The sequence below is a fragment of the Psychrobacter sp. P2G3 genome, from assembly GCF_001593285.1.
GTDB lineage: Bacteria > Pseudomonadota > Gammaproteobacteria > Pseudomonadales > Moraxellaceae > Psychrobacter.
The window spans coordinates 834,677-848,193 of record NZ_CP012529.1 but is presented as its reverse complement, the minus strand read 5'-3'; the positions used below and the strand labels follow the sequence as shown (position 1 = coordinate 848,193).

Sequence of the window (13,517 nt, the reverse complement as noted above, 5' to 3'; positions counted from 1 at the left end):
ATGAACGCAACATTATAGGTATGAATGATTGCCAATAAATAATGCATTTATAAATAGTCTTTACGAAATTAAAGAATTGTTAATAAAGCAATTTACGCGCTAAACACTTTAAAATAGCGTAGAATACACGGTGAAACTCACTCAATGATGTTGATACATTGCGAAATGTAACCTAACCGACTCAAGGACACGATTATGAAAGATGAAAAACTACAAAAAGCCCTCGCCCGTATGGGTCTTGGTTCACGTAGACAAATGGAAGAAGTTATTAAAGCAGGTCGAGTATCTGTTAATAATGGACCTGCAACTATTGGTGATCGCGTTGAACAAGGTGATGAGATTCGCGTTGATGGTCGTCAAATTAAATATACTGCCGAAAATGAGAAGCGTCGCCGTGTATTGGCTTATTATAAGCCTGAAGGTGAAGTTTGCTCTGCCAAAGATCCAGAAGGTCGTCCAACGGTCTTTGAACGCTTACCAAAGCTAACTCATGACCGCTGGGTAATGGTGGGACGCCTAGATATCAATTCAACTGGGCTATTATTATTTACCAATGATGGCGAGATGGCACATCGCTTGATGCATCCATCGAATGAAGTTACTCGCGAATATGCAGTACGTGTACTGGGTGAAGTCACCCCTGACATTGCCCGCAACCTTACTGCTGGCGTTATGCTAGAAGATGGTATGGCACAGTTTGAAGATATCAAAGAAGGGGGCGGTGAAGGCGTTAACAAGTGGTATCACGTCAGGCTAACAGAAGGCCGTAATCGTGAAGTAAGACGTTTGTTTGAATCGCAAGGTCTTAAGGTTAGCCGTCTACTACGTACTCGCTATGGTACGATTGCACTACCAAAAGAGCTGCGTACTGGTCGCTTTTTAGAGCTAGATAAAAAAGACATCAATACTTTGACCGATTTGGTGAGCTTACGCCCACGTTATGGTACTGGTCTGCATGGTGCTGCTAAAGAAAAGCAAGAACGTATCAAAAATAAACCGCTTAAAGCGCGTCGTACTGATAATCGCACTACCAGCGCAAAACCTAAGAGTAGTGCTAGCCCTGCTAGTCGTGGTTCACGCAATACTCGTGACCGCAACGATAAGCGTTAATGTAACGCCACTTTGAATCTTCTATAGATTCGGAGTAAACCATAAAAAAGCTGCCAATGATGAATAATCATTGGCAGCTTTTTTATGCAGTTTGTATACAGATTGGTCAAAACGTGATTACCAACTTGGATGTTCAGATGTCTAGGTATTTAGCTGTCGTGGCTATCGATATAGTTCTTCATTACTCGTAAATCTTGCAAATGCTGCGCTTCCATTTCATCTAACAATACATCTAAACGCTGCTCAATATTATTTAACACCTGTTGCAATAACTCACTAGCCTCTGCTTTCTTTTCACTATTTATATTTTTAGAGCTTGTACTAATATTCGCTAAGTGATGACTGGCTAGCATTTCAGGCAACCTAACTTGAAGCATCTTATTTAACATAAACTGCTGTTCATTGACTACAGAAGTCATTTTCTGCGCTTGTAACTCTTTTTGGTAGGTTTGATAGTCAAATACCTTTTCATCAATACGTTGCAGTTGGCGTAACTGGTGATCTGACAAGCATTTTAGATGATTGTTGTCTAAATTAAGTTGTTGCCAAGTCATACTAGATAAGGATAGTGGCGCGTTAGGATCTTGATAAACGAGTATACCTGGGGTAATACCAACTGCTTTATGTAGTGCTTGCCAGCCTTTTTTACCTAAGTAGATGGTCGTAATCGTGGTAACCGCTATACCAACGCCCAATACTATACTCATATTCATTCACTCTTTGTTTTTCAGTCAGGCGATTTCCCATTTAGTATATATAACCTATCATTTACAGTTTAATATCTTCAGCTTTAGGGCTTTCGCTACTAGGGTTTTCAATGACTTTGTCCGTAGTTTCTTTGTTTTCAAGACTATCAAGTTTATCAAGCTGTTGGGCGTTTGCTGATTCAACCTTTGGATTATCAAAACGTTTCTGTAAATATCGATTGGTCGCTAGCAGCTTTTGACCGTCCTGATGATATGAAGCATTGAGCAAATCATCAAACTGCGTATTAATCGTTTCAAGTACCTCAAGCAATGCCTCTTTACCAGTGACATCAGAGTGCTTAATCTTAGTATTTTCAGCAAGTGCACCGTCCAAGTCATGCAAGCGGCGATAGTCAGCTACTGCTAGCGGAACATGCCTATCCATCAAATTTTGAATCATAATGTATGTTTCGTTGACGGTATCTTTATCATCTATTTTGCCATCATTATTGGTATCACCATAGATAGCACGAAGCTTTTCACCTTTTTGATTAATTTGAGCAAGCGCTGTTTTCACTTCTTCTGGCAAGCTTTTTTCGGGAATATAACCGAGCTGCGGCATCGCTTCATATTCGAGCATTTTAGGCGCAGTGACTTTTTTGATGCCACGATACCCTAGATATAACCCAGCTGCTGGTAGCACACCGTATAAAATAAACATGACTAACATCGCAGTTACTTGGGTCATTGGATTGTCCTCATTGTTTAGCAGAATGATTTAGAAACTTCTTATTATTATAAATAAACATTAAACAAAAAAATAAGGCTGTATTGAAGCCTTATATTGTTATGTATTGAGCTGATTATGTTTAATGATGCTAACTCATCTAAATAGATATTAACTTTGCGTACGGCTTTTAACATAACGGTGCGTTGAAGCAAGACGATTCATAACCATTTGATGCAACTCATCTAGTAGCTCATCAAGCTCGTAATCAATCTCTAAGAATAGATCAGTCAGCATGTCACCTGCAGTCATTTTTCCTTGCACCATATTATTCTTAGTGCGATGCGGGCTAAAGCGTTGTAATTGCTCATAATGATGTAGCGCTTCTGGAATACTCTCTGACACGAGCTTATCGATGACAAACTGACGCTCATTATGTTGCTGCTGTTGTTGCTCGTTGAGCTCACTACTCCATTCACGATAGCGCTTAAGCTTACCATTAATTCGGTCTAGTATCGCAACAGCCTCAATAGGCATCGCGTTTAGGGTGGCTTCATCAACCACATCAACAAGCTCAGTCATAATCGGACAGCTTCCATGTTTGAGATACCATAAACTATCTGGATCAAAAGGTGGTCTATTAATCGGGCGCATCTGAGAGCGATTGGACAAATAGCGATCAGTCAATGGCGTTGACGAGCGGATATCATTGACCTGTGCTAACGCAGCACAGATACGGTCTGCACGCTCAGGAGGTGTAAGAACAGAGGGCCTACTATTTCCTTGATCGTTATTATCATTGACCTTTGTACTCTGACTGACAACCATTTGCTGAGCATTTTGAGCAGCTAATGTCGGCAGATCATCTTGAGCTTGCCCAAATGACTGTAGCATTCTTGTCAAACTTACGACCATGACCTAGTTTGCCCCTCACCCATTCATTATTAAACCTTATCCACAAAATAATAACCGCAGCACCAACCTAATTAAAATACGATTTATACATTTGCACTCGGTTTGCTTAAATGACTATTATTATGGTTGACTGTGCTGCATTCAATGACTTATCTTAACAGCTTTTTGTCAGTCTGCCAGTAAGCAAACGTCAACATTTTGGTCATTAAAAATAAGTCAATCATTATGAATGCTCCCGATTATATTTCTGGCTTCTTGCTTGGATTATCACTAATTATAGCCATTGGCTCACAAAATGCCTTTGTGCTAAAACAAGGGCTTAAACGCGAGCACATATTTTTTGTCTGTTTATTTTGTGCAGTCAGCGATGCAATTTTAATATCTGCCGGTGTGGCAGGGTTTGGGGCAGTAACAGCACGCTATCCACAGGTCGTAGACATTGCAAAATTCGCTGGCGTCGTATTCTTACTTGGCTATGGGTTACAAAGCTTATATGCCAGTGTGCGTCTATCGCATGCTCTCAATGTCGACGGACAAGTCGTCACCAGTTTAAAAAAAGCATTATTACTATGTTTTGGTTTTACTTGGCTCAATCCGCATGTCTATCTAGATACATTGGTGCTAGTTGGTATGGTTTCAACCGGTGCGAATAGCAAATTGGTATTTGCAGCTGGTGCAGTAAGCGCCTCGTTCTTTTTCTTCTTTGCACTTGGATATGGCGCACGGCTACTCAGACCACTATTTGCCAAACCAAAAGCATGGAATATACTCGATGCTCTAGTAGGCATACTTATGCTGTACTTAGCTTGGCATCTATATCAGAGTTAAAAATGCTATCAAAATTAAAAAAGCACAGCTACAACAGTGGGCAAATCCAACTATAAAAGAAGGCGGCAAAAACGAAAAAACCAAACACGCTTGTGAAGCATGTTTGGTCAGAATAATTGGCGATTATTTACTATCTATGATGCTTTTTTGCGCTTCTTGGGCTTAACAAAGGTTAAATTCAAAAAGTGCTCTAACGAATCATCAAGAACATCTAACCAAGGCTCTGGCAACTCAGGCGATAACGTACCTGTTAACGTAGAACGATAGGCCTTTTCTCTAAAGGTCATGATATTTTCAGCTTTATCTTCTTGCCATTGCTTTAAAATCTCACCCTGCTTTTCTACAGCGAACTCTGGGTAATCGGTCGCATTGGTCAAATCACGGATATAAGCGGCTTGAAAGTCGATTGAATCACTGACCGTAGTACATTTATCGTAAGTTGTCAGCCACTTTTGCTCATCTGCTTCACGTGTCACCAAGTCAGGCACTTCGATATCACCCATCATTACGTCGCGAGCATACCACGCTTGCGCATCAAACATGTTGAAGGTAAAATATTGATCCTGCATACCTAGGTATATCAGCTTTGGATTGGGCTGCCAAAAGATACCTTTGTACAGATTGGCTGGATATAAGCAGTTATGCGTTTGCAAACGCAGCTCATCAGGCATGAATGGGAAGTGGAATAAATAACCTGTACACATAATGATGGCATCAAAGCTTTGGCTAGTACCGTCTGCAAAATGTGCCACATCATCTTCGAAGTGAGTCACTAATGGCACTTCTTTAATACCATCCGGCCAGTCATAACCAAGCGCTTGTGTGCGATAGCTGATAGTGACTGATTTGGTACCATACTTATAGCACTGCGTACCAATGTCTTCAGCAGAATAACTACTGCCAATGAGTAAGATATCTTCATCTTTAAATTCTAACGCATCGCGGAAGTCATGGGCGTGTAGGATACGACCAGGGAATGCTTCTAAGCCTTCAAAGTATGGCATGTTTGGTGTGGAGAAATGACCCGTTGCAACCACGACATAATCAAACTCTTCAACTTCTTGCTCATTGGTTTTATGATTCATCACCGTCACGGTGAATTTTTGCGTTTCATCATCAAATGACACCCAACGTACAGGGCACTCGAAGCGGATGTATTTTTGAATATCTTGCTTATCGATACGACCCATGATGTAGTCTTTTAAGACTTCACGTGGCGGATATGATGGGATAGCTTCACCAAAGTGCTCGTCAAACGAATAATCTGCAAACTCTAAGCATTCTTTGGGACCATTTGACCATAAATAGCGATACATACTACCGTGAACGGGTTCACCGTTTCTATCTAGACCTGTGCGCCAACTGTAGTTCCACATACCGCCAATAGCATTTTGCTTCTCATAACAAACTATTTCAGGTAAGTCTGTGGCACCAGCTAAACGAGCTGCTTCAAAAGCACGTAATTGCGCTAAACCGCTTGGACCTGCACCTAAAATAGCAATTTTTGTCTTACTCAAGATTAACTCCTGCTAGAAATAGTGGGCAATTACTATAACATATTTTTATGAATGGCGTTTATCAGAGGGGTTCATTGGTTATCAATAGACTAATCAGAGCCTTAAAGTACTTTTGAAAGAGACAAAAAGAACTCATGACTGTACCTGTTCTACAGAAAGTTTTTGGTAAGATTTTTAGTAAAGGTAGGGACTTGCAGTACTTAACTGTTTAAATGGCTAATTGGTTTTAAACAGTTAATATTATGGAGCAATAATTGATAGGAAAAACAGCAAATAAGAGAAATAACAGGGATAAAAAGACTATATCAAATCAGGAAACAGGGTGCGCAAGCCACTAACGATAATTTCAATAGAAACCGCTGCAAGTAACATTCCCATGATTCGGCTCATAATATTTAGTCCAGTATCACCCAATAAACGGCTAATACGACCGGCTGCCATCAATGCTAAATAACAAAATAGACTGATTAATAAGCCTGCGATAAGTACCGCTGAGACTCGTAATATACCTGAGATTTGTGAGGAATAAATAATAACTGTTGAGATACCACCCGGCCCAATCATCATTGGTATAGCAAGTGGTACGACAGCTGAGGCAGTGCTGGGTGGTGAACTCTGTACATGATCGACATCAAAGTTTTCTTGATCAGGCTTCACTGGATTACCATCACCATTCATCATATTGAGGGCAATCAAAAATACCAGTATGCCACCTGCCAGCTGAAACGAGCCAATAGAAATTCCAAGCAACTTAAGTAACGTCTCACCTGCTACGGTAAAAAAGCTTATGGTAATAAAAATAGTCAGACAAGCAATTCGTGCAACTTTACGTCGATTGATCATCGAGTAGCCACGTGTCAAATCTAAGAACAATGTCAACGCACTAAATGGATTAATCAATACCACAAAGGCTAAGATAATCTTGATAATTTCAGTATTCACTGAGCGCTCGCTTGTCTATCGATAAAACTGGGGCAAAAAGATAAGGCTATCGTGCGAGTGCAACGATATCCCAATAGTCGGTTAGCAGCGGCATTGTAGCATAGGCAGATAACCTAATTAAATCATTAACTTTGGTTAATACTTGCACACCCCAGTAACGAGTAAATTATCGCTAATCAAGCGGTGGTTAAGCGCTAAAATCAAGCCCGATATCGAGCGCAGTCGTACTATGAGTCAAATAACCCATCGCAATAAAATCAACGCCTGTTTCTGCTACTGCTTGCACGGTTTCAGGTGTAATACCGCCTGACGCCTCCGTTTTTGCACGACCGTTACACATTGCTACCGCCTGTGACAGTATTTCAGGCGACATATTATCTAAAAGTACTAAAGTTACACCAGCGTCCAAAGCTTGCTTTAACTGGTCTAACGTATCGACTTCAACTTCAATTGGAATCAGATGGCCAGCGAAATCTTGTGCTTGTTGAATCGCTGTTTTTATATCACCTGCAATGGCAATATGATTGTCTTTGATTAAAATTGCATCATCTAATCCTAAGCGATGATTACGCCCGCCACCGCAGCGTACCGCATATTTCTGCACAGTACGTAAGCCTGGAATGGTTTTACGCGTACAAGTAATTTGCGCTGGATAATCTGCCACACTATCAACGATCTGCCGTGTTGACGTTGCAATACCACTTAGATGAGTCATAAAATTCAATGCGGTGCGCTCTGCAGTCAGTAGATGACGCGCATTACCGCGAACAGTTGCCAATACCGTATTAGCATCAACCATCTCACCATCAATGACCTGAGCAGTAAACTCAATCTGTGCGTCAATTAGAAAAAAAGACAGTCGTGCCAAATCCATCCCGCATATCACACCTGCTTGCCGCGCTTTAATCTGTAATTGCGCTTGCATATCGGCTGGAATAGTTGCTTGAGATGTGACATCGCCACGTCTACCCAAATCTTCAGTCAAAGCAGCTTCCACTAAGGGTTTAAGTAACACTTCATCCAATGCTGGTTCTTTTATGACTGTCATCTTTAGTCCTTTTTATACGCAGTGGTTGATATAACATCAATTTAATTAAACTCAAAATGAGCATAAATATAACTTAAAATTAATAGGCTCGCAAGACAAGGTAGTAACTTTCGTTAGTTAAATAATTTTTATGAGTACTGAATATGATATAGCCGATCTACTATAAAATAAATACAGCGCTACTAGGATAATTTTTGCGCAGCCTCTGTCTGCGCAGAAACAGCAAGCAAGGAAAAATTATCTCAGTAACGCATTATAATTTTTGTACTTCTTTTATTTAGGAATCGCTATAGTAGTTTGCAAGCTATTTACGCTTTGGCAGCTTACTATCCATCAGTAAGCTTTGGAGTTCAATATCATGACGGAAGCGATAGAGCTTGGCAGGGCGACCACGCTGGGCACTACTACTCTGCCCAGTCTCCATTACAAGGTTCTGTGAATCGAGCAAGCGGCGAAAGTTTTGCTTATGTAGCCGTACTCCTGATAAAGCCTCAACACTTTGTTGCAACTGTAGCAATGTGAATACTTCAGGCATCAAACCAAAAATCAACGGGCGATATTCTATTTTGGCTCGCAATCTAGAAATGGCTGTGGCAATCACACGACGATGATCGTAATACATAGGAACGCCCATCATTTGTGTCCAATTGAGAGCTGAATTACTAACCTGATAGCTAGGTGAATAATTAGGTGCTTCAGGAATAAGCCCTGCCTCATAGAGCATCTCATAACGCAAGAGCGCATGCTCTGCTACCCACTCACTACTCTCATCCACTACATCTGCAATTACCTGATTGTCAGTGCTTTTATCAGTAAGTACTTCACGCGCTAAAAACTCCTCACTCAGCCCCCAACATAAGCGAATACGCTGACGTCGACGCTGCTGAGTGACTTCATCTTTCGCAGTATTAGCCCATTCCAATAGCGCAGGCACAATAAAATCCATAATGATGCTTGGCACACCATCTAAGTGATTTTCCCAAGGGAAATAATCATACCAGTCGCGCCACAAAGCTTGGCTCTGTAACTCTTGCGTTTGCGTCTCTTGTACCAACCCTAAATAGCTAACATAAACCAAAGCATGACCGTCGATGTTGCGCCTATTGGTATCTACAAAAGTATATAGCTGCTCTAGATAACCAAGTGGCTGCTGCGTCTGTTCTTCGACCCATTGGCGCACACCAGCTTGCAAGGAACGATGCAGTGGCATGAGCGGACCATTGGGCAATAACTTACCTTGATCAACCGTTAAAACCCGCGCTGTATGGTCGGTAATAGCAATCAATACAGCCACTACTTCTGTAGTGCCACTACCCTGCTGATGCGCATGTGAATAAGACAACGTCATAGTTCTTTATTATTATCCTTAATGGTTAATGATTGATAATTTGCAATTTATGTTGGACAAGGCTCAGTATAGCGTGAATCATGATTTATCGTAGGAAACGGTTGTAATTATTAACTGAGAATACCGCTTAGTTCAAATCAATAAGAGCATTAATACTGTCCAAACTTATTATTTTAATTATAAAACATACAAAAACATCTTGTTTTTATGCTCAGAATGAGCATAATTAATATAGTTTTATTTATTAGCTGTTTTTAATTGATTTATTTTAGCGACATATTGCTTGTCGTTAACGCACCAAAGGCTTGCACTTATGAAAACTTATCCTTATGACGCACCCATCATGAGTACTGATAATCGTATTGCTACTCAAATGAACATTGAATATGCTAAAGCTAAAATTCCAACAGACTTACCGCGTGCAGAACGTCTCGCGGTTGAAGATAATATTAAACAGTTGCTAAAAGAGCATAATGCGGTATTGGTCGCACACTATTATGTTGATCCTTTTATTCAAGATTTGGCATTAGCAACTGGTGGGTGTGTTGGTGATTCGCTTGAGATGGCACGCTTTGGACAGGCCCATAGCGCACAAACTTTGGTGGTCGCTGGCGTGCGCTTTATGGGCGAATCGGCAAAAATACTAAGCATGGAAAAAACGGTACTTATGCCAGACTTGGAGGCTGAGTGTTCGCTTGACTTGGGCTGTCCTGCTGATGAGTTTTCTGCATTTTGTGATGCCCATCCTGAGCGTACAGTGGTGGTCTATGCCAATACCAGCGCTGCGGTTAAAGCGCGAGCTGATTGGGTCGTGACCTCGTCCGTTGGTATCGATATTATCCGTCATTTGCATGAGCGAGGCGAGCCTATCATTTGGGGGCCTGACCGTCATTTGGGTAAATACATCGCGCAAGAGACTGGTGCAGACATGCTGCTCTGGCAAGGGTCGTGCTTGGTACATAACGAGTTTAAAGCGACTGAGCTTATGCAATTAAAAGAAGAGTATCCAAACGCCAAAGTATTGGTGCATCCTGAATCGCCTGATAGCGTAGTCGCACTTGCCGACGTGGTTGGCTCAACCAGTAAGCTATTAAAATCGACTTATGAGATGGATGCCAATACCTTTATCGTTGCTACCGATTTAGGTATCTTGCATGAGATGCAAAAGCGCTCGCCAAATAAGCGTTTCTTAGCTGCCCCTACCGCTGGTGAGAGCGCCAGTTGTAAAAGCTGTGCTTTTTGCCCTTGGATGGCGATGAATGGCTTGCAAGGTATTGAACAGTGCTTAACCCAGCGCAGCGGCGAAGTATTGATGACGCCTGAGCTGGCAGCAGCTGCAAAAAAACCTTTACAACGTATGCTTGATTTTGCCGAAGCGCAAAATCAACGTGTGGCAGCGAGCGGTGATATTGTCAAAGACCGTGCACTATTTGCTAACGTTGGAGCTGCCTAATATGAGTGAGGCGCGCGTATTGGATAGAGCAAACAATAACGCTATTGCTGATGTTAATGATGTTAGGCAAACAGACGTACTTATCATTGGTGCTGGCTTAGCGGGACTAAGTACTGCTCTCGCTTTGCCAAAATCGTTAACTGTTACAGTATTAAGCAAAGCAGCAATGGATGTTTGCTCAAGCCATTACGCCCAAGGCGGTATCGCGGCTAGTTTGGGTAAAAATGACTGTGTCGCTGATCATATCGCCGATACGCTCATCGCTGGCGCAGGATTATGTGAAGCTAATAATACGACTAACATCCTAAATGCTGGTCAACAAGCCGTACAATGGCTATGCGAACAAGGCGTCCCCTTTACTCAAATTCCCCAGCAAAAATCAAAAAGTCACATAAAAGCGGGTTTCGACCTCTCTCAACTACACCTAACCAAAGAAGGTGGGCATGGCTGTAGACGAGTTGCCCATGCTGATGATGCAACTGGTCGACATATCATGGAAGCCTTGACCTTAAAAGCGCAAGCTGCATCCAATATCACTATTCTGCCTTACCATGAAGCACTCAGCCTTTTAAAAAATAATGATAATCAATGCCAAGGTGCGCTTGTTTTTGATCACGTCAGTCAACGTAAACTCACTTTTCATAGTCGCGCAGTCGTAATGGCGAGTGGCGGTCTAGGGCAGCTGTTTAAACGTGCCAGCGCACCCAATGTCTGTGTCGGTGATGGAGTTATGATGGCATGGCAAGCGGGCTGTCGCTTAGCAAATCTAGAATTTATCCAATTTCATCCAACCGGATTAGCATTTAGCGATAGTAGTTTTTTGATATCTGAGGCATTACGCGGCGAAGGTGGACGGTTATATTGTCCGCAAACTGGTAAACGCTTTATGTTAGACGTCGATACTCGTGCAGAGTTAGCACCAAGAGACATCGTCGCCCGTGCCATCGCGGAGCAAATTAGCATGAATGAATTTGGCTACGTCAATCTTGATGTCAGTCACTTGCCAACGGAATTTTTACGCGAGCATTTCCCACAGATTTATCAAACGCTGTTAGACCTCGGTATCGATATTACTACCGACCCTATTCCAGTCGCGCCTACCGCTCATTATAGCTGCGGTGGCGTAGTGACGTCTGCCAATGGCCTGACTGACGTGCTAGGGCTTTATGCCGCAGGTGAAGTTGCTTATACAGGTCTGCATGGGGCAAACCGCTTGGCAAGTAATTCACTATTGGAATGTGTGGTGGTTGGGCGTAATATCGCCGCTGACTTACCACACTATCTAAAAGCAACTGAAAAGCTAGATACAACGTCAATTTATACTAATTCAGATCAATCAATCCATGATATTTGGACATTGCCAACGCTTCGAGATTGTCAGCGCATTACTTTACCATTGTCTATTGAGTGTGAAAGCAACTCTAATGACAATCACAACATCCACGTCAATATAAATGCTGATATCACTGGAATAACCGCAGGATTAAAAGCTTTGATGACGTCTCATATGGGCATTACCCGTGATGCTCAGCTGTTAGAACAAGCACTTTTACAAATACAGCAATGGCAACAGGAGCTTAACTGCGTAAACCCCAATCAACTAGCTATCGACAATAAAGATAACGCTACTATTCTGAATGAGCTGCCCTACTTTCAATTAGCAAGACAGTTGCAATTAGCGACCTTGATTATACAATCTGCTTATCAGCGTCATGAGAGCCGCGGTGGCCATTACCGAAAAGACTATCCAAACTTAGCGAGCAAACCTAAAGTGAGTGTAATTACCCCTCTATCAGACAGTCTGCCTCGCCATATTTATGCATCTGATAAATTTGCTATAGTCAGTGAAAAATATAGCCAACAAGATAAGCATTCGCGATCAGCCGTTAGCACCCTGTAAACTTGCAAGAATATGGTAATTTTTGTCCCCTCGTTCCAGCATTTATAGCCTAATATGATACAATCTCCAGCTTCCTAAAAACGCCTTCAAAAAGCTGCGAGCACATCATCATGCAAAGCCTAGTTACCCTTGTTTTGGTATTAATGCCAATGTTTATTGGCTTTGCCATTCCCTCTAATCCCAAAATGACTAGGCTTGCTGATAAAGGCTTGTCGTACTTGGTTTATGTCATCTTAACCCTTATCGGTATTGAGTTGTCACAAGTAGAAGGGCTGGGTAGCCAAATAGGCGAAATCGCCCTATATGTCACTATCCTATCGATCTTGACGATTGGCAGTGGTTTGTTTGCGCTCATGCTGTTTGACCGCCTGCGCCCGTGGCATGCCAAAAAGCCCAGCGTCAAATCCAAAGAGCATCGCGTTAGTATTCGAGGCAGCTTGGCGCAAGTGATTTGTGTGGTGATTGGCATGGTGATTGGCTATCTCTTACCCGTGGATTATATGCCACCTGAAAACACCATGACCGCAATGCTAATGGTATTAATCTTACTGGTCGGCATTGGGTTAAAGGGTTCAGGCATTACCCTTAAAGAAGTACTACTCAATAAACGTGGCGTCGAGATGAGTATCATCTTTACACTAGCCGTTTTGGTTGGCGGACTTGTTTTCGCGCTGATGTTTACCGATGTGTCATGGACGAAAGGCTTGGCACTGGCATCAGGGTTTGGTTGGTATTCACTGTCAGCGATTATCATGACCGATGCTTATGGCGCGGTTTGGGGCAGTGTGGCGCTATTTAACGACTTAATACGTGAGTTCTTTGCGCTATTATTTATTCCCGTCTTTATGCGCAAATATCCATCAGCTGCGGTCGGTCTTGGTGGCGCGACCAGTTTAGACTTTACCCTGCCTATTATTCAACAATCTGGTGGCCTAAAAGTTGTGCCATTGGCGATTAGTTTTGGCTTTATTATTAATATTGTCTCGCCAGTTCTAATGGTACTGTTTTCGGCGTTGGGGTAAGTATAAGTTTTAAAGATTGAT

General features: G+C 42.1%; 12 protein-coding genes. 5 read left to right on the top strand and 7 right to left on the bottom strand.

The window, feature by feature from the left end:
- Positions 1 to 195 precede the first annotated feature (195 nt).
- Entirely contained in the window at positions 196 to 1,110 is a 915-nt protein-coding gene (gene rluB, locus AK823_RS03650; protein WP_068034791.1) for a 23S rRNA pseudouridine(2605) synthase RluB, read from the top strand.
- Positions 1,111 to 1,259: 149 nt separating this feature from the next.
- On the opposite strand, the gene AK823_RS03645 is transcribed toward rluB, so the two are convergent.
- From AK823_RS03645 to AK823_RS03635, 3 genes are all read right to left on the bottom strand, one after another.
- A complete protein-coding gene (locus tag AK823_RS03645; RefSeq protein ID WP_068326282.1) occupies positions 1,260 to 1,817 on the bottom strand; it encodes a hypothetical protein in 558 nt (185 codons plus the stop codon).
- A gap of 61 nt (positions 1,818 to 1,878) precedes the next feature.
- Complete coding sequence (locus AK823_RS03640; protein WP_068326277.1) at positions 1,879 to 2,544, bottom strand: hypothetical protein; 666 nt, start codon at positions 2,542 to 2,544, stop codon at positions 1,879 to 1,881.
- A gap of 150 nt (positions 2,545 to 2,694) precedes the next feature.
- Entirely contained in the window at positions 2,695 to 3,417 is a 723-nt protein-coding gene (locus tag AK823_RS03635; protein ID WP_068034789.1) for a hypothetical protein, read from the bottom strand.
- A 246-nt stretch (positions 3,418 to 3,663) separates the two neighbouring features.
- On the opposite strand from AK823_RS03635, the gene AK823_RS03630 reads away from it, so the two are divergent.
- Positions 3,664 to 4,266 carry a LysE/ArgO family amino acid transporter gene (locus AK823_RS03630; protein WP_068326273.1) on the top strand — a complete coding sequence of 201 codons (603 nt, stop codon included), beginning with the start codon at positions 3,664 to 3,666 and terminating at the stop codon, positions 4,264 to 4,266.
- Positions 4,267 to 4,400: 134 nt separating this feature from the next.
- On the opposite strand, the gene AK823_RS03625 is transcribed toward AK823_RS03630, so the two are convergent.
- From AK823_RS03625 to AK823_RS03610, 4 genes are all read right to left on the bottom strand, one after another.
- Positions 4,401 to 5,783 carry an NAD(P)/FAD-dependent oxidoreductase gene (locus AK823_RS03625; protein ID WP_068326270.1) on the bottom strand — a complete coding sequence of 461 codons (1,383 nt, stop codon included), beginning with the start codon at positions 5,781 to 5,783 and terminating at the stop codon, positions 4,401 to 4,403.
- Between the two features lie 300 nt (positions 5,784 to 6,083).
- Entirely contained in the window at positions 6,084 to 6,725 is a 642-nt protein-coding gene (locus AK823_RS03620) for a MarC family protein (RefSeq protein ID WP_082785626.1), read from the bottom strand.
- Positions 6,726 to 6,912: 187 nt separating this feature from the next.
- Positions 6,913 to 7,773 (bottom strand): carboxylating nicotinate-nucleotide diphosphorylase, encoded by an 861-nt coding sequence (nadC, locus tag AK823_RS03615; protein ID WP_068326267.1) that lies wholly within the window; start codon positions 7,771 to 7,773, stop codon positions 6,913 to 6,915.
- A 304-nt stretch (positions 7,774 to 8,077) separates the two neighbouring features.
- Positions 8,078 to 9,121 carry a hypothetical protein gene (locus AK823_RS03610; RefSeq protein WP_068326264.1) on the bottom strand — a complete coding sequence of 348 codons (1,044 nt, stop codon included), beginning with the start codon at positions 9,119 to 9,121 and terminating at the stop codon, positions 8,078 to 8,080.
- A gap of 313 nt (positions 9,122 to 9,434) precedes the next feature.
- Between AK823_RS03610 and nadA the strand changes: the two genes are divergently transcribed.
- The 3 genes from nadA (at position 9,435) to AK823_RS03595 (ending at position 13,496) form a co-directional block, all read left to right on the top strand.
- Complete coding sequence (nadA, locus tag AK823_RS03605) at positions 9,435 to 10,574, top strand: quinolinate synthase NadA (RefSeq protein ID WP_068326262.1); 1,140 nt, start codon at positions 9,435 to 9,437, stop codon at positions 10,572 to 10,574.
- Position 10,575: 1 nt separating this feature from the next.
- Entirely contained in the window at positions 10,576 to 12,474 is a 1,899-nt protein-coding gene (nadB, locus tag AK823_RS03600; RefSeq protein ID WP_082785625.1) for an L-aspartate oxidase, read from the top strand.
- Between the two features lie 110 nt (positions 12,475 to 12,584).
- Positions 12,585 to 13,496, top strand: coding sequence for a lysine exporter LysO family protein (locus AK823_RS03595; RefSeq protein WP_068326259.1), 912 nt, complete (start codon positions 12,585 to 12,587; stop codon positions 13,494 to 13,496).
- Positions 13,497 to 13,517: the final 21 nt, after the last annotated feature.

Coding starts and splice junctions, on each gene's coding strand:
- rluB (WP_068034791.1), top strand. CDS start 196: ATGAAAGATGAAAAACTACAAAAAGCCCTCGCCCGTATGGGTCTTGGT.
- AK823_RS03645 (WP_068326282.1), bottom strand. CDS start 1,817: ATGAGTATAGTATTGGGCGTTGGTATAGCGGTTACCACGATTACGACC.
- AK823_RS03640 (WP_068326277.1), bottom strand. CDS start 2,544: ATGACCCAAGTAACTGCGATGTTAGTCATGTTTATTTTATACGGTGTG.
- AK823_RS03635 (WP_068034789.1), bottom strand. CDS start 3,417: ATGCTACAGTCATTTGGGCAAGCTCAAGATGATCTGCCGACATTAGCT.
- AK823_RS03630 (WP_068326273.1), top strand. CDS start 3,664: ATGAATGCTCCCGATTATATTTCTGGCTTCTTGCTTGGATTATCACTA.
- nadC (WP_068326267.1), bottom strand. CDS start 7,773: ATGACAGTCATAAAAGAACCAGCATTGGATGAAGTGTTACTTAAACCC.
- AK823_RS03610 (WP_068326264.1), bottom strand. CDS start 9,121: ATGACGTTGTCTTATTCACATGCGCATCAGCAGGGTAGTGGCACTACA.
- nadA (WP_068326262.1), top strand. CDS start 9,435: ATGAAAACTTATCCTTATGACGCACCCATCATGAGTACTGATAATCGT.
- nadB (WP_082785625.1), top strand. CDS start 10,576: ATGAGTGAGGCGCGCGTATTGGATAGAGCAAACAATAACGCTATTGCT.
- AK823_RS03595 (WP_068326259.1), top strand. CDS start 12,585: ATGCAAAGCCTAGTTACCCTTGTTTTGGTATTAATGCCAATGTTTATT.